16 protein-coding genes are annotated in these 18,500 nt (G+C 64.8%); 6 read left to right on the top strand and 10 right to left on the bottom strand.

The window, feature by feature from the left end; all coding sequences use genetic code 11:
* The 5 genes from ASE61_RS22665 to ASE61_RS22645 are packed head-to-tail and all read right to left on the bottom strand — an operon-like array spanning window position 1 to window position 4,872.
* Entirely contained in the window at window positions 1-1,113 is a 1,113-nt protein-coding gene (locus ASE61_RS22665) for an ABC transporter ATP-binding protein (protein ID WP_061970836.1), read from the bottom strand.
* A 5-nt stretch (window positions 1,114-1,118) separates the two neighbouring features.
* Window positions 1,119-1,940, bottom strand: coding sequence for a carbohydrate ABC transporter permease (locus ASE61_RS22660; RefSeq protein WP_061970834.1), 822 nt, complete (start codon window positions 1,938-1,940; stop codon window positions 1,119-1,121).
* Entirely contained in the window at window positions 1,937-2,854 is a 918-nt protein-coding gene (locus ASE61_RS22655) for a carbohydrate ABC transporter permease (protein WP_061970832.1), read from the bottom strand. The genes ASE61_RS22660 and ASE61_RS22655 overlap by 4 nt, the downstream gene beginning before the upstream one ends.
* A 6-nt stretch (window positions 2,855-2,860) precedes the next feature.
* Window positions 2,861-4,156 (bottom strand): ABC transporter substrate-binding protein, encoded by a 1,296-nt coding sequence (locus tag ASE61_RS22650; RefSeq protein ID WP_082617659.1) that lies wholly within the window; start codon window positions 4,154-4,156, stop codon window positions 2,861-2,863.
* Window positions 4,157-4,188: 32 nt separating this feature from the next.
* Window positions 4,189-4,872 (bottom strand): FadR/GntR family transcriptional regulator, encoded by a 684-nt coding sequence (locus tag ASE61_RS22645; RefSeq protein ID WP_061970828.1) that lies wholly within the window; start codon window positions 4,870-4,872, stop codon window positions 4,189-4,191.
* 100 nt (window positions 4,873-4,972) lie between these two features.
* Here ASE61_RS22645 and ASE61_RS22640 point away from each other — a divergent pair, with 100 nt between their 5' ends.
* Together ASE61_RS22640 and ASE61_RS22635 are read left to right on the top strand one after the other, a co-directional pair.
* Complete coding sequence (locus ASE61_RS22640; protein ID WP_061970826.1) at window positions 4,973-6,193, top strand: enolase C-terminal domain-like protein; 1,221 nt, start codon at window positions 4,973-4,975, stop codon at window positions 6,191-6,193.
* Window positions 6,190-7,875 (top strand): GMC family oxidoreductase, encoded by a 1,686-nt coding sequence (locus ASE61_RS22635; RefSeq protein WP_061970824.1) that lies wholly within the window; start codon window positions 6,190-6,192, stop codon window positions 7,873-7,875. Before ASE61_RS22640 ends, ASE61_RS22635 begins: the two co-directional genes overlap by 4 nt.
* Before the next feature lie 407 nt (window positions 7,876-8,282).
* Here ASE61_RS22635 and ASE61_RS22630 read toward each other — a convergent pair whose 3' ends face one another.
* The 4 genes from ASE61_RS22630 to ASE61_RS22615 are packed head-to-tail and all read right to left on the bottom strand — an operon-like array spanning window position 8,283 to window position 12,120.
* Window positions 8,283-9,077 (bottom strand): inositol monophosphatase family protein, encoded by a 795-nt coding sequence (locus ASE61_RS22630; protein ID WP_061970822.1) that lies wholly within the window; start codon window positions 9,075-9,077, stop codon window positions 8,283-8,285.
* Complete coding sequence (locus ASE61_RS22625) at window positions 9,074-9,868, bottom strand: carbohydrate ABC transporter permease (protein ID WP_061970820.1); 795 nt, start codon at window positions 9,866-9,868, stop codon at window positions 9,074-9,076. Before ASE61_RS22625 ends, ASE61_RS22630 begins: the two co-directional genes overlap by 4 nt.
* Complete coding sequence (locus ASE61_RS22620) at window positions 9,865-10,737, bottom strand: carbohydrate ABC transporter permease (RefSeq protein WP_061970818.1); 873 nt, start codon at window positions 10,735-10,737, stop codon at window positions 9,865-9,867. Before ASE61_RS22620 ends, ASE61_RS22625 begins: the two co-directional genes overlap by 4 nt.
* Before the next feature lie 33 nt (window positions 10,738-10,770).
* A complete protein-coding gene (locus ASE61_RS22615) occupies window positions 10,771-12,120 on the bottom strand; it encodes an ABC transporter substrate-binding protein (RefSeq protein WP_061970817.1) in 1,350 nt (449 codons plus the stop codon).
* A 188-nt stretch (window positions 12,121-12,308) separates the two neighbouring features.
* On the opposite strand from ASE61_RS22615, the gene ASE61_RS22610 reads away from it, so the two are divergent.
* The 3 genes from ASE61_RS22610 to ASE61_RS22600 are packed head-to-tail and all read left to right on the top strand — an operon-like array spanning window position 12,309 to window position 15,828.
* Window positions 12,309-13,289 carry a sugar-binding domain-containing protein gene (locus tag ASE61_RS22610; RefSeq protein ID WP_061970815.1) on the top strand — a complete coding sequence of 327 codons (981 nt, stop codon included), beginning with the start codon at window positions 12,309-12,311 and terminating at the stop codon, window positions 13,287-13,289.
* A 40-nt stretch (window positions 13,290-13,329) separates the two neighbouring features.
* Window positions 13,330-14,307, top strand: a complete 978-nt coding sequence (locus ASE61_RS22605; protein WP_061970813.1) for a carbohydrate kinase family protein — start codon at window positions 13,330-13,332, stop codon at window positions 14,305-14,307.
* Between the two features lie 30 nt (window positions 14,308-14,337).
* Window positions 14,338-15,828: a mannitol dehydrogenase family protein gene (locus ASE61_RS22600; protein WP_061970811.1), complete on the top strand. Its 1,491-nt coding sequence runs from the start codon at window positions 14,338-14,340 to the stop codon at window positions 15,826-15,828.
* Window positions 15,829-15,891: 63 nt separating this feature from the next.
* Here the strand turns inward: ASE61_RS22600 and ASE61_RS22595 are convergent, their stop codons facing one another.
* Window positions 15,892-16,782, bottom strand: coding sequence for a LysR family transcriptional regulator (locus ASE61_RS22595; protein WP_061970809.1), 891 nt, complete (start codon window positions 16,780-16,782; stop codon window positions 15,892-15,894).
* Between the two features lie 201 nt (window positions 16,783-16,983).
* Between ASE61_RS22595 and ASE61_RS22590 the strand changes: the two genes are divergently transcribed.
* The gene (locus tag ASE61_RS22590) at window positions 16,984-18,486 is read left to right on the top strand and encodes an ABC transporter substrate-binding protein (protein WP_061970807.1); all 1,503 of its coding nucleotides are present in this window, start codon (window positions 16,984-16,986) and stop codon (window positions 18,484-18,486) included.
* Window positions 18,487-18,500 lie beyond the last annotated feature (14 nt).

The following is an 18,500-nucleotide window of genomic DNA, read 5'->3' as shown; positions in this document are numbered from 1 at the left end:
TCAGCCTGCAAGGTTCTGATGGTAGTGCAGCGAAGCGCCGCCATCGGTTTCGAAAAAGCGCGCCTTGTCCGGATCGGCCGGTGACAGGCCGATGGCGGCTCCGGTCGGAAGCTCGACGGATGGCGGCAGGAAGGCCGCGATCAGGCGCTCGCCCACTTCGACGCGGACAAGGCTGCGCGACCCCAGATACTCGACGGTGCGGACGGTGCCGCGGATCGCTGCGGCCTCGGAGGCGTCGTGCTTCAGATCCTCGGGCCTGATCCCCACCGAAATCCGGCGCCCGGCCTTCTGCGCCACGGCAGGAAGCATGATGTCGAAGCCGGGTCCGCGCAGCCGTCCGTCGGTCGCCTCGCCGTCGAGGATGTTCATGCCGGGCTCGCCGAGGAAGCGGGCGACGAAGAGATTGGCCGGATTGTTGTAGAGTTCGCGCGGGCTGCCGGCCTGCTCGACCCGTCCGTTCGACATGACCACGACCAGATCCGACAGGGTCATCGCCTCGCTCTGGTCATGGGTGACATAGAGCATGGTCGCGCCGAGCCGCTGGTGGATGTCTTTCAGCTCGGAACGCATCTGCACGCGCAGTTGCTGGTCGAGGTTCGAGAGCGGCTCGTCCAGCAGATAGACGGTCGGCGTCCGCACCATGGCCCGGCCGAGCGCGACGCGCTGGCGCTGGCCGCCCGAGATCTGGCGCGGAAAGCGGTCGAGCATCGCCTCGAGGCCGAGCATCTTCACGGCAGCGCGGACCTTGCGGTCGACCTCCGCCTCTGGCGCGCGGCGCCGGCGCGCCCTCAAGGGGAAGGCGATGTTCTCGTAGAGCGTCATATGCGGGTAGAGCGCGTAGGACTGGAACACCATGGCGATGTCGCGATCCGCCGGCTTCATGGTGGTGACGTCCCGGTCGCCGATCATGATCTGCCCTTCGGTCGGCGTCTCCAGCCCGGCGATCATGTTGAGCGTCGTGCTCTTGCCGCAGCCGGAAGGGCCGAGCAGGGTGACGAACTGCCCGGGCTCGACGGCGATGTTGACGCCCGACACCGCCCAGCCGGAGCCATAACTCTTCCCGACATTACGGAAGCGGACGGATTGGGCCGTATTCGGCCGTGCTTCGGTCATATCATTCAGCCTTTGACGGACCCATCGGCGAAGCCGCCGATCAGGAATTTTCTGAACAGGAGGAAGACCACCACGGGCGGGATCGTCGCGATGATCACGCCCGCCATCAGCGAGCCCCAATCGCGACCGTGGAAGCCCTGGAAGAAGATCAGCGCGACCTGGAGCGTGCGCAGTTCGGGCGAGTCGACCATGGTCGAGCCGGTGACGTAGTCGTTCCAGCAATGCAGGAAGCCGAAGGTCGCAGCCGCCAGCAGCGCGGGCTTTGCGCCGGGGAGCACGATCTTCCAGACGGCCTCGGCCCGCGAATAGCCATCCATCTCGGCCGCCTGCTCAAGTTCGCGCGGTACGGTGGCGAAATGCGAGCGGGTGACCCAGACCGCGAAGGGCAGGATGTGCCCGGCATAGAGGATCGGCAGGATCGCCCAGGTGTTGTGCAAGCCGATGCTGGTTGCCAGCATCTGCGTCGGCAGCAGAACGGCGAAGCCGGGCACCGCCATGGTGCCGAGGAAGACGAGCAGCACTGCGGGCTTGGCCGCAACGGGATAGCGCATCAGCGCATAGCCCGCGGTCGCGCCGAGGATCAGCGAGGCCAGAACGGCCACGACCGCATAGGCAGAGCTGTTCAGGAACGCCCAGTGGACGCCCTCCGCCACCAGCTTGGTGTAGTGCTCGATGGTCGGACTTTGCGGCAGGAGCTCGGGCGGAACGGCGAAGATGCGGTTGGTTGCCTTGAACGAGGTCGATGCGGCCCAGAGGATCGGGCCGAGGGCGACGAGGCCGGCCAGCAGGCAGACGAGGAGAAGCGAGGCGCGGGAGAGTATCTTCATGCGGCTGCTCCCGGCTGCTTGCCCAGAATGCGGATATAGACGGCGATCAGCCCCATATTGATCAGGAACATCACCGCCGCGATCGCATTGCCGCGTCCCTGATCCAGCTCGACGAAGCCGGTGTGGTAGAGCGCATAGGCCAATGTGCTGGTCTGCCGGATCGGGCCGCCGCCGGTCAGGCCAATGATGAGCTGCACCTCGTTGAAATAGCTGATGGTCAGCATCGAGATCACGATCAGCAGCGAGGGCGCGAGCAGCGGCAGCGTGATCTTGCGGAAGCTCTCCCAGGCGCCGAGTCCGTCGACCGCCGCCGCCTTGTAGAGATCACGCGGGATCTGCCCGAGGCCGCCGATCAGGATGATCGTGGCGAAGGCGAAGTTGCGCCACACCGCCACGATGATCAGCGTCGGCATGGCCAGCAACGGGTCGGTCAGCAGGTCTTGCGGCGGCAGGCCGAACGCATTGAAGGCCGCGCCCACCAGCCCGCCCGGCGAAGGCACGAGAATCCATTTCCATAGGAGCGCCACGACGATGGGACTCATCGCCCAGGGCACGAGCAGGACCGTCAGCAGGATGCTGCCCCAGCGGCCCAGCCGCCGGATGCCCATCGCCGCCAGCAGCGCCAGCGGAACGGCGACGGCAAGCGCGGCGAAGGTGAAGAGCAGCGACCGGCCGATCGCCTGCCAGGCGAAGGGGTCGCGGAACAGCTCGAGATAGTTGGCGAGCCCGACGAAGCCCTCGTTCCCGAAGAAGAAGACTTTGTGCAGGCTCAGATAGAACCCGTAGAGCGCCGGCAGGATGTTGATGGCGATGACCAACAGCAGGGCCGGCGCCACCAGCGACGAGCCGACCAGCCGGGCCTGGCGCGCGACGGCGTCGAGGCTCCGCGGCTTCGCAAGAGGCATGGCGTGCATGGCGCGCTACCAGCCCAGCGTGGATTTGGCCCGTCCGAGAATGGCGTCCACGCTTTCCTTGGTTCCGATCAGCTCCTGCAGGGCCGTGTTCATCACCGGGAATATCTTGGTGATGTTGGGCATGCGCTGCGGGAAGGTCATCACGCCCGGCGCCGAGAGCAGCGCGGTGAAGGCGTGGATGTCCGACGCGGCCGGCGTTGCGAAATAGGGGTTCTGCAGCACGGAGCGCCGGTCGGGCACGAGACCGGCGGTCTTGGCCCATTCCAGCGACGCCTCTTCGGTGAACAGGCTTTCGACGAAGGCGGTTGCTGCGGCCGGATTGGCCGATTTGGCGGAGATGCCCACCGTCCAATACGGGCCGAGCAGGACTGCGGGCGGATTCGTGCCGAAGGCGGGCCAGGCCGAGACCGCCAGATCCTTGCCGCTATAGCCGGCGGCAATCTGCTTGTACTGCTGGAAGCGCGGCGCGAAGGCCTGCACCATCGCGAAGCGGCCGGAGGCGAACTGATCCTGGATATCGTCGCCCATCGCATTCAGCAGCGTCGGTGACAGCGCCCCGTTAGCCACAAGCTGTCTGACAACATTCGCAGCCTCCTTGGCCTCGGGACCGGTGACGTTGAACTGGCCGGTGGCGGCATCGAAGATCGACGGGCCGAACCCGGACATGATGTTGATGAAGGCCGAGACGCTGTTGTCGTTGGTCGGCAGGCCGAAGCCCAGCCGGTCGCCCTTGGTCAGCTTGCCTGCGACGGGGATGAAGGTGTCCCAGGTGAGAGGCGGGGCGTCGAGGCCGAGCTCGGCCAGCGCATCCTTGCGATAGAAGATCGCCTGAGCCGGGCTCGGCCAGAGCGGCAGGGAGGTGCGCTTCTTGTTGAAGACCGATTTCTCGACGAAGACCGGATAGAGATCGGGCAGCGCCTTGGCCTTGAACTCCGTCGACAGGAGATCGTCGAGATTGGCGAGCGCACCGCGCTGCTGCACGAGATCGAGGAAGGTGTCGCGCATCCAGATCACGTCGGGTGCGCGATTCTGGGCCGAGGCGGCGACGAACTTCACCTCGAGTTCCTGGAAGGGCTGGGCCTCGATCCTGACATCGACGCCGGGATGCGCTGTCTTGAAGCGCTTGATGATCTCGCGCAGCACGACTTCGCGCGGCGATTGCCCGTCCGCCCCGAGGAAGGTCCAGACCCGGACCGTGCCCGAAAGGCCCTGTGCGCCAACCCGTTTCGGCAGGCTTGCCAGTGCCAGCCCGGCAGCGCCGGCGCGCAGCACGGACCTTCTGTCAAAGAGCATTGATGTCATGAGATTGGCTCCTCCCTGATTGTTTCTTTGGCTTACGTCTGCAGGTCGCTGAGCACGCGCGTGCGGCCGGCCAGAAGATGACGGCGCATCTCGGCGCGGGCGCGATCTCCGTCACGCGCCGCGACTGCGGCGACGATGGCGCCATGCTCGAGCGCGATCAGCTCGCGGCGCTCCGCCATGGTCAGCACGGAGCGCTGCGCCGAAAGATTGCCCCAGCTGAAGATGTGCGAGGTCAACCGCCCCAGCGCGTCCGACAGCTTCGGATTATGGGCGCAGACCGCCAGCGCGGCGTGGAAGGCGACGTCCTCGCGCTCGCCTCGGCCGGTCAGCAGGCTGGCAAGCAGCGCCTCCTGCGCCGCCTGAAGCCGCGCGAGGTCGTCCTCGGTTCGCCGATCTGCGGCCAGAGCCGCGACCTCGCTTTCCAGAGCAAGACGAACCTCGTGCCATTGAGCCAGTTCGCGCAGCGAGGAAATCGCCGAAAGCCTGACCATTTCGGGTGCGCCGGTGCGGATCGCAAAGGTGCCCGAGCCCTTGCGCGAGCGGACGATGCCCTCGGCGCGCAGCCGCGCCAGCGCCTCGCGGATGCTGGCGCGCGACAGCCCGAACATCTCGGCGAAATCCGCCTCGGGCGGCAGCCGCGCGCCATCCGCGACATTGTCGATATAGCCGGCGATCTGCCGATAGGCGATCGCGGAGCGGCTTTCGTCCGAGTCCATCCTGGCGATCCTGTCCCGTTGACGGCGCTAAATCAGTCTGCTTACAATTATGTTGTCAGACAGCTTTGCCGGTTGCAAGCCGAAATTGTCAGGGATCGCCATGAACAGATTGATCGGCTCGCGGCCGGAAGCGCGGATCGCACGGATCGAGGTGCATGAGTTCGGCTACACGGTCGACGGTCTTGGGGTGGATGCCAGCGGCAATCGCAGCGTGATGAAGGGCGCGCAGTCCCGGTTGAGCGCCTTTGCCCTGCGGATCGAGACCGAAGGCGGACATCGCGGCGAGTATTGCAGCGTCCATAGTGGCAAGAACGGCGTCATGATCGGGCAGGTGAAGGCTGCGGCCGGCCTGATCCTGGGCGAGGACGCCGAAGAGCGCGAGGCGATCTACAACAAGCTGAAACGCGCCCATCGCCACTACATGGCGATCGGCCATTCCGCGCTGGACATCGCGCTGTGGGATCTGGCCGGCAAGGCCGTCGATCGTCCGGTCTGGCGGCTCCTCGGCGGCTACCGGCAGCGGCTTCCGACCTATGCCAGCACGCTGAATGGTGGTCGCGACGGAATTCTGGACAGCATCGAGGCCTATGCCGATTTCGCCGAGGAGTGCCTCGCGCTCGGCTATCGCGGCTACAAGATCCATGGTTGGGGCGAAGGCGATCCGAAGGAGGAGGCCGCGAACCTGCTGCTCTGTGCCAGGCGCGTCGGCGACCGCATGGAGCTGATGTACGACGCGGCGAGCGAGCTGCGCACGCTGGCCGATGCAATCTATGTCGGCAAAGCCTGCGATGAGGGCGGTTATCTCTGGTACGAGGACCCCTTCATGGATGCCGGTTGGTCCCCCCATGCCGCTCGCCAGCTGAAGGAGAACATCCGCACCCCGCTGATGCTGACCGAGCATGTGCGCGGCCTGGAGAGCAAGGCGGCCTGGCTCCGCGACCGGGCGACGGACTACATGCGCGTCGACCCCGATTACGACATGGGTATCACCGGCACGATGAAGGTCGCGCACCTGGCGGAGGCCTTCGGCCTCGACTGCGAGATCCACGCTGCCGGCCCGGCCCAGCGGCATTGCATGTCGGCGATGCGCAATTCGAGCTGGTATGAACTCTCGCTCGTCGCCCCCGGCGTCGCCAATCCCGTGCCGCCGGTCTTCGGTTCCGGTTACAGCGATGCGCTGGAGGATATCGGCGAGGACGGCTGCGTGCCGGTTCCCGACGAGGCCGGCCTCGGTGTCGATTACGATTGGGATTACATCCTCGCCAACCGCACCGCCTATCAGGAATTCACCCTGAAGAAGGACGGTGGAACCGCGAAATGACCGCTTCCTATGACGACATCATCGTCGGCGGCGGGCCGGCGGGCTGTGTGCTGGCCAATCGGCTGTCGGCCTCGGGGCAGAACCGTGTCCTCTTGATCGAGGCCGGCCCCGATTTCGAGCCGGGACAGGAGCCGGAGGAGATCCGCGACGTCTATCCCTATCGCGCCGCCTTCAACCCTGCCTATCAGTGGCGCGACCTGCGTGCCCGGTTGATGCCGGTCTCGCACAACGATCCCTCCCGCTCCTCGGTCAAACCCTATATCCAGCCGCGCGTGATCGGCGGTGGGTCGAGCATGAACGGCGAGATCGGCAATCGCGGGCTGCCGGCCGACTATGAAGAATGGGCGGCGCTTGGCGCGGAGGGCTGGGGCTGGGCAAGCGTGCTGCCGTATTTCCGCAAGCTTGAGACCGACATGGACTATGACGGCCCGCTGCACGGTTCGTCAGGTCCGATTGCGATCAGCCGCGTGATGCCGGAGGAATGGCCCGGCTTTACCCGCGCGACGATGCAGGCGCTGACGGCGGCGGGCTATCGCAATATCGGCGACCAGAACGCCGTCTTCGAGGATGGCTGGTTTCCGATGTCGCTGACGACCGATCGCCGCTCGCGTCGCTCGGCTGCCATGGGCTATCTCGACACGACGACCCGACGGCGGCCGAATCTCACGATCCGGTCCGGTACAAAGGTCGACCGTCTGCTGATCGAAGGCCGGCGGGCCGTCGGTATCCAGATCGGAGAGGAGCGTATCGCCGCGCGCCGTGTGATCCTGTCCGCCGGCGCGCTGGAAAGTCCGGCGCTGCTGCTGCGTGCCGGCATCGGAGATGCAACCCACCTGAACGAGGCCGGCGTCGCGGTCCTCCACCATTTGCCCGGCGTCGGCCGAAACCTGAACGAACACCCTTCCATGGCGATGTCGTCATGGATCCGGCGTGGGCATCGTCTTGGCAAGACACCGCGGCGTCACGTCCAGGCGGCCTGGCGCTACTCCTCCGAGATCGAAGGCTGCGGGCATGGCGACATGTTCATGGTGGTCGTCTCGAAGTCGGCCTGGCACCCGATCGGCCGGCGAATCGGCTCGCTCTTCAGCTGGATCAACAAGCCCTATTCCACCGGCTGGGTGCGGCTGAATCCTGAAAACCTGGCCGGGCGACCCGAGATCGCCTTCCAGATGCTGTCCGATCCGCGCGACATGGCGCGGATGAAGCTGGCCGTGCGGCGGATGTGGTCGCTCTACGCCTCGAACGAGTTGCGACAAGCCTGCAGCACTCCTTTTGCCGCGACCCATGGTGCCATGGCCAAGCTCGTCGGAGGCGTCAGCCTGCGCAACTGGCTGGTCACGCTCGGTCCCGCGCTACTGACCGAGGGGCCGGCGCCTCTGCGCAAGCTGCTTGTCGACCGCCTCTTCGCCAGCGGCGACGATATCCCGACCGCCCTGGAGGATGACGATGCGATGGAGGAGATGATCCGCAAGCATACCATCGGCGGCTATCACCCTTCAGGAACCTGCCGGATGGGGCGTGCCGATGACGAGGCAGCCGTGGTCTCTCCACGAGATGGCGCCGTCCACGGCATCAGTGGCCTGCACGTAATCGACGCTTCCGTGATGCCCTGTGTGCCGCGAGCCAACACCAATCTGCCGACCACGATGCTGTCGGAAAAGCTCGCGGACGGCCTGGCTTGACGCAGCTCCCTGGGGCGGAACCATCGATCGGCGACGAATTCAATTCGCTGCCTCCAAGCTCATCCGGCGCGATGGACGAGTTGGCGATCGCCGAAAATCGACCCGATCGATCTGCGCCTGCGCAACTTCACCGATCACGACGAGAACGATGGCAAGGCCTCCGCGCGGTCTTCATCGCCGATGGGCAACTCGAACTTTCCTGCGCATCTCCGACATTGGATCGCGCCAGAATCGGACATGAGGCGATCACTCGGAACCGGACATTGCCAAGCCGAAAGCGGCCTGCTCCTTGGCGGGCGCTCAACTTTGCCTGACTCAAACGCGAGTGGCCCTGCCTCCCCTTGGTACCGGAAACTGTTCGGGCTCCGTGGTCTGAGAGCGGCGCCACAAGCGCTGCTTCCAGCAGGTCAGGTCAATTTGGAGATAAGCGCCTCGACGATCTCAGGCGGGCCGATCAGCATCGGCTGCCTGACCGGAAACCCGTAGTCCGGTTTCAGAAGATCCGCCAAGGCGAGCGGAGACCCATCGAGGTAGCGTTCGACGTGCCCGAGCGCGCGGGTGAACGGTAGCGCGGGCGCCAGGTCCCAGAGGTAGCAGGGCCCGGTGATGATGGTGTCGCAGCGCCCCGCAGCCAGCATCATCAGGTGGTAAAGGTTCGAACCGAGATTGTGCAGGCGGTAGCCCTCGATCCGGCGAACATCGATCACGTCGTGGATCGCGGTGATCATGATGTTGAGCGTGTCCGCCGCGAGGCTTTCCGGCCGGGCGGGCATGGGTGCGCCGTTGAGCAGCGCCAGGCCATCCTCGTAGATGAAGGTCTGGCGCGTTACGGGGAAGTGCAGATATCCGCTCACCGGTGTCGCGCCGTCGATCAGACCCATGCCCAGCCCCCACACCGGCAAGCCGCGGGCGAAGGACGCCGTGCCGTCGAGCGGGTCGATCGCCCATTGGCGTTGGGCGGCGGGCAGATAGGATTCCGCCTCTTCCTCGGAGATCACGCCGATATCCGGCGTGTGTGCGACGAGCCTCCGCAGCACATGGGCCGAGGCGGCCTGGTCGGCCTCGGTCACCGCCGATCCGTCGCGCTTGTCCTGCGCGCTCAGGCGCCCGTGGAGCGGCAAGGTGATGTCCTCGTACTCGCGAAACAGCTGCTCTGCGAATGCGCGGTGACTGGTGCTGCCGGGTGGCTGATGAATGGTCACGACATGCCTTTGACGAGATATTTCTGGGCGGCGAAACAGAGGATGACGACGGGCAGGACGGCGACCACGCCGAGCGCGGAAACCTCGCCCCACAGGATCCCGCGCTCGGTCTTGAAGAAGACGACCGCCGTCGAAACCATGTTGACCTTGGAGGAGCTCAAGAAGAGCGCGTAGGTGAACTCGTTCCAGGCGGCGAGGAAGCACATGATCCCCGTGGCGAACAATCCCGTCCGGACCTGCGGCAGCACGATCCTCATCAGCACCCCGAAGCGGCTGCAGCCGTCGAGCAACGCGGCCTCCTCGACCTCCGGCGCGAGCGCCGCGAGATAGCTGCGCATCATCAGCACGACGAAGGGGAGGTTGAAGACCATGAAGGTCAGGATCAGGATCGCGTAGGTGTCCAGCATCTCGAAGGTCAGGCCGAGCACGTAGAAGGGCAGGACCAGCGCGATCGACGGAAAGATGCGCGAGGACAGGATGCCGAAGACCACGGCTTCCTTGCGCGGAAAGCTGAACTTGTGGATCGCGTAGGCCGCGACCGTCCCCAATGTCAGGCAGAGCACCACATTCGACAGCGACACGATCAGGCTGTCGACGATGTACTTGTAGAGACCGTGGCTGACGATCGCGGCCCGGTAGTTGTCGAGGGTAGGGCTGAAGACGAAGCGCGCCGGCTCGTAGAGCAGTGCTCGCGTCTTCAGCGAAGTCACCACCATGTAGAAGACCGGAAAGGCGGCGAAGGCGCAGGCCAGGCCAAGCCAGAGATAGTCGCGGGGGCGGGCCTGCGTCATGTCGCCTGTCCCTTGCGGCCCGTCGCGACCATCAGCCCGGACAGCGCCGTGATGATCAGGACCAGGATGACTGCGGCCGCTGCAGCAAGCCCGACCGAACCCAGCGTGAACGCCGTCTTGTAAACGTAGAGCGGCAGGATCGTCGTGGCGTTGCCTGGGCCGCCATCGGTCAGCGTGAAGATCGGCCCGAAAGCCTGGAAAGCCAGGATCGCCTGGAAGATGCTGCTGCTGAGGATCACGGGACGCAGCTGCGGGACGACGATCAGCCAGAACACCTGCCGGTCGCTGCAGCCATCGAGGCGTGCGGCTTCGAGCGGTTCGGGCGCGATGTTGCGGAAGCCCGCGAGGATCATCAGCGCCGAGAGCGGGAAATGCATCCAGACCACGACGAGCAGAACCGAGAACAAGGCATAGCTCTGGCCGAGCCAGACGATCTTCACACCGAACGCGCCTTCGGCCGCGGCATTCACGATGCCGAAATCGTAGCTGAGCATCAGCTTCCACATCAGCCCGGCGATGGCTGGGTTCACCGCCATGGGCAGGATGATCAGCGTCGTCGCGACGTATGAGAAACGTAGTTTCTTGCTGAGCAGCGTCGCCACGCCCAGCCCCAGCAAGGTCTTGGCCACGACGCTGATCACGGTGACGATCAGGCTGAGCCTGACGGCGGGCCAGAACTCGACCTCCCGGCCGGACAGCAGGCGCCGGTAGTTGTCGAGCCCGACGAACTCGCGATCCGACCAGGTGTAGCCGATCTCAAAGGAGGTCAGGCTGATATAGCCGAGCAGCGCGATCGGCACGGCGCTCAGCAGCAGCAAGGGCAGAGCCGAAGGCCCCACCCATAGCCAGGGCGTCAGGCGCTTCATCATGTCGTGAGCCGATGCATCGTCATCCTGCGACGATCAGATGCTTTTCTTGATGCGGGCGGAGATCTGCTCCAGTTCCGGCTTCGCAGCGGCCAGGGCCTCCTTCGGCGACATCTTCTTCAGCAGCGCCTGTCCCGCATAGAAGCCGGCGGTCTGCTGGATCTTGTTGGCCTCGGCTGTCTGTGGAACCCAGTTTCGCCCGATCGAGAGAAGGTTGCCGGCGGCGTCGAGGCTGTCCTTGATCGCCTTGGCAAGCACCGGGTCCTGCGCCGTGAATTCCGGGCTGGTCAGGGTCGAAAGACGCGAGGGGACGCCGCCCTTCGCAACGACCTCCTTCGCCTTCTGCTTCGACGTCATCCAGGCGATGAAGGCCCAGCCTGCCTCCTTGTTGCGGCTGTTCGCGGGAAGGCCAAGGCTCCAGCCGCCGACCGGTCCGAAGCGACCCTTCGGTCCGGAAGGCGGCGCGACATAACCGACCTTGCCGACGATCTTCGATTTCGTCGTGTCGGTGAGCCAGGGCTGCAACGAGGTGGCATCGAACCACATGGCCGTCTTGCCGGAGGCGAAGGCGGAGACGGCTGCGTCCCAGCTATAGGTTTCGATATCCGGCGGTGCATTCGAGAGCAGGGCGAGAAGATATTCCAGCGACTGCTGCGTCTCGGGACTGTCGACGGCGACGTCCCAGGTCTTCTGATCGATGACGTTCGCCCCGAAGGCCGGCGTGAACAGTTCCCAGCTCAACGCGAGGGTCCGCCCCGTCTCGGCGCGCATCGAGATGCCATAGAGCCCCGGCTCCTTGTTCTGGAAGAAGCGGGCCGTTTCCAGCAGCTCGTCCATCGTGTCGGGCGCCTTGCGGCCGTATTTCTCGAACAGGTCCTTGCGATAGGACAGGAAGAACGTCTCGCCGGCGACGGGAATACCGAGCGTCTTGCCCTTCGCGGTACCGATGCCCTGCCGGTAGGCGATATGAATATCCTCGAAATCGTAGTCGTCCGGTGTCGCGTCCTTGTCCTTGAGCAGGTCGCCTAGATCCGCCAGCATCCGCTTGGCCTCGTATTCGGCGAGCGCCGTGCCGCGCACCATATAGACGTCATAGGAGGTGTCGCGCGCGGTCTGGGCCAGCAGCTGCTTGGACATGATCTCGCCGCTGCCGACGACCTCCCACGTTACCTTGATCCCGGTCGCAGCCTCGAATTCCGGCGTCAGCGCCTTCATGGCGTCCGAGGCGGGATGCGAGATCGCGAGGATGCGGATCTCGCGAGCAGGCTTGCCCTTCAGCCCGGCTTCCCAGGCCGCGAATTCGGCCGCTTGAGCGCTCTCGAACGCCACACCGGTCATGCCGAACACGACACCGGACAGAAGAATCTCGCGACGTGACAAAGCCATGTTTCTCTCCCGCGTTAAGGCTTGTTTGCCCATTTGAGCGCATGTATGCACATATGAGCAGGGCGGTCAATTTAGCTGGCTGAAGAGACGGTATCCGCAATCGCGTGGCTCCTGCCTCGCAACATGATCGTGTAACGAGGGTCGATGGACGTAGCTGGGAGCCACGCGATGCTGGAACGGGGACGGTCATGAGCGAGAAGCCGATCGGAGACGAGAGCGTCCCGCGGGCGCGGGGGGCTCGATCCGCGGCCCGCACTATCCAGCTTCTGGAAGTCGCCCGCAGCTTCTACATCGACGAGGAGCCGAAGGTGGCGATCGCCAAGCGCCTGGGGATCAGCCGCTTCGCCGTATCCCGCCTGCTGGAACAGGCGCGCAGCGCCGGGCTCGTCCGCATCGATATCCGCCCGCCGGCCGACGTGGACTTTACCCTGTCGTCGGCGCTGATGCACAAGGCGGGCTTGCGGCGCGCGATCGTGCTTCCCGCCACCGATCCGGCGTCCGAGCTTGCGATACTCGCCGCCGCCGCCGCTTCCTACCTTGTCGAGGCGGGAGCGTCGGAGGACGTCGTGGGCCTTGTCGCGGGGCGGACGACCAGCCGCATTCTCGATCGGATCGGCGAACTGCCCGGCCGCTCGATCGTTCAATTGTCGGGTGTCAGCCGTGCCACCTATTTCGAGCACAACCCGGCCGAGATGATCCGTGCGATGGCCATGCGCTTCCGCGGCCAGACCTTTCCGATCTATGCCCCACTGCTGCTCGCCGACGCGGCTCTGGTCGCATCCCTGCGCGAGCAGATCGGTATCGCCGACAGCATCGCGCAGTTCGAGAAGCTGACACGCGTGCTGTTCTCAGTCGGGGCCTGGAAACCGGACGGCTCGGGGGTCTTCGAGAGTCTCGACGAGACCGCGCGCGCCGAAGCGGCCGAAGCCGGCGCGACGGCCGAGATTCTGGGACACATCTTTGACGCGGACGGGCGACGCATCTGCCGCTCCCTGTCCGAGCGCTGTCTGACGATCTCCTACGAAGATTTCATCGTCGTTCCAGACCGCGTGGCCGTCGGCGGATATGCGCGCGCCGACGCGGTCCTGGCCTGCGTTCGCGCCAAGGCCGCGACCACGCTCGTGACCGATGCGAAGACGGCCCAGTTCGTGCTGGATTCGCTGCCATGATCGACGCTGCCGCAAACGCCCGAGCGGAAGGCGCCGCTTCATGAGCATTCTGGTGTGCGGCGAAGCGATCATCGACCTGTTCGTGAGCATCGACGACGGAACCATGCGAGCGCAGCCGGTCCTCGGCGGCTCGCCCTACAATGTGGCCATCGGCCTTGCCAGGCTCGGCGTGACGACATCCTTCTTCGGCGGGTTGTCCTCCGACATATTCGGCGCCGCCATCCGTTCACGCCTCGTCGCTGAGGGGGTCGGCGTCGCGCACGCCGTCGAAAGCGCGCGCTTGACCACCATCAGCGTCGTCGGGAAGAACACGGACGGGCAACCCGCCTACGCGTTCCATGGTGAAGACAAGGCGGATCGCAGCATCGACGTCGCCGACCTGCCGAAGGAGCTCGACAAGGATACGCGCGCCATCGTCATGGGCTCCTTCACGCTGGCGGTCGAGCCCGTCGCGAGCGCGCATCTTGCGCTCGCCCGGCGCGAGGCGGGCAAACGGCTGATCTCCATCGACCCCAACCTGCGACCGACGGTGATCCCTGACCTTGCGCGCTGGCGCCGGCAGTTCGCCGAGTTCCTCCCCAATGCCTGCATCATCAAGGCAAGCGACGAGGATCTCGGCATCGCGTTTCCCGGCATGTCCCATCGCGAGGTGACGGCCAACTGGTTTGCCGCCGGTGCCGCGCTTTGCGTCATCACCCATGGTGCAAAAGGTGCGGTTGCCTGGCGCCCGGGGCGGGACCCCATCGTCGAAACCGGTCGGCCGGTCGAGACCGTGGATACGGTGGGTGCGGGCGACAGCTTCCACGCCGCCCTGCTCGCGCGGCTGGATCAGTACGGCCTCCTGTCACGCGAAGGCGTGGCCGCGCTGGACGACGCGCATGTGTCAGAGGTCCTGGCCTTCGCCGTGACCGCCGCCGCGATAACCTGCTCTCGCCGCGGAGCCGACCCTCCGCGGCTGGCCGAGATGCCGCCAAATCCGGCCAACGCAGACGCCGTCCGCGCAGGCGTCGTCCGCTAGAGGCCACCCGTTCGCGAGAATGAGACTGCCATGCCCCCCATCGCGCTGAACCGTCGTAACCTGCCGGTCTTACCGCCCTCCGTGGAACGTCCTCGATTCGACCCGGCGCAGGTCAAGGCAGGCATCGCTCATATCGGTCTGGGCGGCTTTCATCGCGCTCATATGGCGCGATACACGCAGGAATTGATGGAGGAGGATCCCCAAGCGCTCGACTGGGGAATCCTCGGCTGCCTGCTGGTGCCCAATGATCGGCGCATGGGAGAAAGCCTGGCTCCGCAGGACGCGCTCTACACCCTCGTCGAGCGGGAGGGGGCTCAGGAGCGCGCTCGGGTCATCGCTTCGCTTGTCGGCCTTGTCGATGCCACGCAGTCAAGTGAAGCGCTGCTGGCGAAGCTCGACGACCCGGCGATCAGGATCATCAGCCTCACGGTCACGGAAAACGGCTATTGCCTGAACCCGGCGACGAAGCAGCTCGATCCCGATCACGCGCTGATTCGCGCCGACCTCCAAAGTCCCGGCAATCCCCGCAGCGCGATCGGCCTGATCGTCGAGACGCTTCGTCGGCGGAAACATGCCGGAACGGCACCTCCGACGCTGCTGACCTGCGACAACATCCAGCACAACGGGGAGGTTCTCCGCAGGGCTGTCCTGGCATTGGCCGGCTTGAGAGAGGATGCACTTGCGGCGTGGATCGAACGCGAGGTCGCCTTTCCCTCGACGATGGTCGATCGCATTACGCCTGTCACGGCGCAGGCGGATATCGATGAACTCGCCACCCGGCACGGTCTCGCGGATCGCTGGCCCGTCATATCCGAAACCTTCAGCCAGTGGGTGATCGAGGACCGCTTTCCAGCAGGTCGCCCGGCCTGGGAGCAGGTCGGAGCCCAGTTCGTGCCGGACGTCGCGCCGTACGAGTTCATGAAGCTGCGATTGCTCAACGCCAGCCATCTCGCTGTTTCCGGCCTGGGTCAGCTCGCTGGATACGTCACGATCGATGAATCCCTCGCCGATTCGCGAATCCGCGCGGTCATGATGGCCTTGATGGAGCGCGAAACAGGACCGACATTGCCGGACATTCCGGGCGTCGATCTGGCGGCCTACAAGGCGCGGCTCATCGAACGCTTCGCCAATCCGGCCATTCGGGACACCGTGCAGCGCGTCAATACCGACGCGCCCTTGAACTACCTCGTCGATCCGATCCGCGACAGATTGCAGTCCGGCGGCGATGTGACGTTCCTCGCATTGGCTCTCGCGGCTTGGCTGCGTCGTGTTCGCGGAACGGATGAGCAGGGGAAGCCTATCCAGGTTTCGCATCCCATTGCTGAGATTCTGCGTGAGAGAGCGATCGAGGGGGGCTGCGATCCTCGGCCGCTTCTTTCTGAGCGGTCGTTGTTCGGCGAGTTGGGCGACAACCCTCTTCTCGTCGAGGCTACGCATCGCTGGTTGGCATCGTTTTATAATCTCGGGACCCATCATACCCTCGATGAGGCCGAGCGTTTGGCCACGCGTCGACAAGGGTAGGGGCGCGCCACAAGCTGACATTCAAGTTCTGCCAGGAAGCGGACACTTATATACCGAGACTCGTTACCGTCCGATCTTCGCGATATCGGCAGCGAGGTTAACGAGGTAACTGCATTCATCGGCAGATTCGTTGTTCCACCACATCGCGCATAGATTGTGCGATGGGATCGCCGGGCGCGCTTCCAGCACGCGTAATGCCAGTTTCTCTCCCGAGAGATGGATCATCTCGCGCGGGATCATCGCCGCGCCGGTGCCGGCGCTCGCGAGGCGAGCTATCACCGTCAGCGGATTGCACGTATTCAGCCGACGCGGCTTCAGCCCCTGCGCGCCGAACCACATTTGGATGGTCGTGAACAGGCCCGATGGCGAGCTGTTGGTAAAGATCGGCAAGTCGACCAGGTTCTCGGGCGTCGCGATATTGCCGCTGAAGGGAAGGCCCTCGCCGATTACCCAGACCAGATCGATCAGCCAGAGCGGGACGATGGTGACCCCCTCATGCGCGCGCGGCTGCGAGAGGAAGGCGATGTCGATCGAGCGGTCGAGCAGGAGCTGTTCGAGCTTGGTGCTGAAGTCGACGGTGACGTCGACCTGCAATTCGGCATGGCGGCGCGCCAGCTGGGCAAGCAGATCGGGCAGGATCGCGGCTGCGAAGGAATCGGCGGCGCCGATCCGCAGGAGACTCCTGCCGTGCAGGCCGTCCTTGCTGTGACGCTGCACCTGCTCGGCATGGGCAAGCATGCGCTCGATATCGGCATAGATCGCATTGCCAAGCGTTGTCGGCGCCGGACGGTAGAGCGAGCGGTCGAAGAGCTCTCCGCCGAGGATGCGCTCCAGCTCCTTGATGCGCAGGCTGACCGTCGGCTGCGACAGGTTGAGGTGCTGGGCCGCGGCGCGGAAACCGCCGAGCCGGGCCACCCAGTAGAACGCTTCCGCCTGGCCGAAGGTATAGCGCATCGTTCAAGACGATAGCGAAAGACAATCAAGCAGCAAGCACTTCCTATTTTTAATCGCCGCCGCAGCGATCTAGTTTTCTCTCGTTCGGCGCGGCGCCGGCTTCCGGCGCCGCCAAGGCATTGCCAATAAAACAGGGGAAGTTCGATGCTGACCGTGCCGACAAATCGCCGTGCTTTTCTCGCAACTGCAGCAGGCGGAGCCTTGGGCAGCCTCTTGCCCGCAAGCCTGCTTCACGCCCAGCCCAATAACGGCAAGACGCTGACCATCGTCCTGCCGAGCAATCCAATCACCATCGATCCGATAAATCAGCTCAATCACGATGCCATGGTGCTCGGCCAGACCGTGTTCGAGAACCTGGTCGAATACGATGTCGACGGCGTGCTGAAGCCGCAGCTCGCCAAGGCCCTGCCGACCGTATCGGCCGACCAGAAGACGTATACTTTCGAGCTGCGCGACGACGTCACCTTCCACAACGGCAAGAAGATGACGGCGGAGGACGTGAAATACTCCTTCGACTACCTCCTCGATCCCGCCAACAAAGCGCTCCGCCGGCCCATCTTCGCCAAGATCGCGAAGGTGAGCGTGCTCGATCCGCTCAAGGTCCAGGTCGAGCTCGCCGAGCCCTACGGGCAGTGGGTCTATTTCCTCACCAAGTACATGGGCATCTTCCCCGCCGGCTCGCGCAAGGAGCATGGCGACGAGTACTTCAAGCAGAGGCCCGCCGGCGTTGGGACCGGGTTCGGCGTCTTCGAGGAGTGGAAGCCGAACGATTATATCAGCTTCAGGAAGAATCCGAACTACTGGCGCAAGGGCCTGCCGGCCTGGGACCGGCTCGTCGTCAAGATGATCCCCGAGGATGCGACGCGTGTCGCCTATCTGCTGACCGGGCAGGTCGACATCATCAGCGCCCCGCCGCCGCGCGAGTTCAATCGCCTGAAGACCATGCCGAACGTGACCGGCGCCTCGCGGCCGACGCTGGGCGGCTCGCTGCTGATGTTCACCAACAATCTCAAGGCGCCGTTCGACGATGTGAATTTCCGCAAGGCGCTGGCCTGCGCCACGGATCGCAAGACCATAGCCGACAAGGTCTATTACGGCCTGCTCGACCCGACCGGCGGGCTCGCGCCACCGCGGGGCTGGTGGTACAATCCCGAGGCCGACAAGGAAATCGCTTTCGACCTGGAGAGAGCGAAGCAGTTCCTGGCCAAGTCGAAATATCCCAACGGCGCCGAGATCGACATCAGCATCCAGGCAGAGCCCTATCTGCTCGACACCAAGGACGCGGCGATCTTCCTGCAGGCGCAGCTCGCCAAGATCGGCATCAAGCTCAACCTCAAGGTCTACGAGTTCTCGGTGCTGATCCAGCAGATCGCCCGGGGCGAGCATCAGATGGCGATGCAGGTCTACATGTCGCCGGGCGAGCCGACCTATACGATCGCCAATACCGTGATGCCCGGGCAGTTCCTGTCGAAAAGCACCGGCTACGACAATGCCGAGCTCAACGCATTGATGTCGGCTGCCTTCGCCGAAAGCGATCAGGCCAAGCTCAAGGACATTTACGGCAAGATGCAGATGATCCTGGCCCGCGATGCGCCGATCGGCGTGCTCGGCTTCGTGCATGCCTCCAATCTCTGGCGCCAGGGCGTGCAGAACTTCAAGGTGAACCAGGCGCTGACGATGAGCGTCGGCGAAGTGAAGCTCTGAGGGCCTGATCGCTC

The organism is Allobosea sp. Root670 (assembly GCF_001429415.1).
Lineage (GTDB): Bacteria > Pseudomonadota > Alphaproteobacteria > Rhizobiales > Beijerinckiaceae > Allobosea > Allobosea robiniae.
Note: the sequence above shows the minus strand (reverse complement) of the source record. Positions and strands in the feature narration are given on the sequence as shown.

Bases quoted from the DNA above. Each gene is read 5' to 3' on its own strand.
- ASE61_RS22665 (WP_061970836.1), bottom strand. From the start codon at position 1,113: ATGACCGAAGCACGGCCGAATACGGCCCAATCCGTCCGCTTCCGTAAT.
- ASE61_RS22660 (WP_061970834.1), bottom strand. From the start codon at position 1,940: ATGAAGATACTCTCCCGCGCCTCGCTTCTCCTCGTCTGCCTGCTGGCC.
- ASE61_RS22655 (WP_061970832.1), bottom strand. From the start codon at position 2,854: ATGCACGCCATGCCTCTTGCGAAGCCGCGGAGCCTCGACGCCGTCGCG.
- ASE61_RS22650 (WP_082617659.1), bottom strand. From the start codon at position 4,156: ATGACATCAATGCTCTTTGACAGAAGGTCCGTGCTGCGCGCCGGCGCT.
- ASE61_RS22645 (WP_061970828.1), bottom strand. From the start codon at position 4,872: ATGGACTCGGACGAAAGCCGCTCCGCGATCGCCTATCGGCAGATCGCC.
- ASE61_RS22640 (WP_061970826.1), top strand. From the start codon at position 4,973: ATGAACAGATTGATCGGCTCGCGGCCGGAAGCGCGGATCGCACGGATC.
- ASE61_RS22635 (WP_061970824.1), top strand. From the start codon at position 6,190: ATGACCGCTTCCTATGACGACATCATCGTCGGCGGCGGGCCGGCGGGC.
- ASE61_RS22625 (WP_061970820.1), bottom strand. From the start codon at position 9,868: ATGACGCAGGCCCGCCCCCGCGACTATCTCTGGCTTGGCCTGGCCTGC.
- ASE61_RS22620 (WP_061970818.1), bottom strand. From the start codon at position 10,737: ATGATGAAGCGCCTGACGCCCTGGCTATGGGTGGGGCCTTCGGCTCTG.
- ASE61_RS22615 (WP_061970817.1), bottom strand. From the start codon at position 12,120: ATGGCTTTGTCACGTCGCGAGATTCTTCTGTCCGGTGTCGTGTTCGGC.
- ASE61_RS22610 (WP_061970815.1), top strand. From the start codon at position 12,309: ATGAGCGAGAAGCCGATCGGAGACGAGAGCGTCCCGCGGGCGCGGGGG.
- ASE61_RS22605 (WP_061970813.1), top strand. From the start codon at position 13,330: ATGAGCATTCTGGTGTGCGGCGAAGCGATCATCGACCTGTTCGTGAGC.
- ASE61_RS22600 (WP_061970811.1), top strand. From the start codon at position 14,338: ATGCCCCCCATCGCGCTGAACCGTCGTAACCTGCCGGTCTTACCGCCC.
- ASE61_RS22595 (WP_061970809.1), bottom strand. From the start codon at position 16,782: ATGCGCTATACCTTCGGCCAGGCGGAAGCGTTCTACTGGGTGGCCCGG.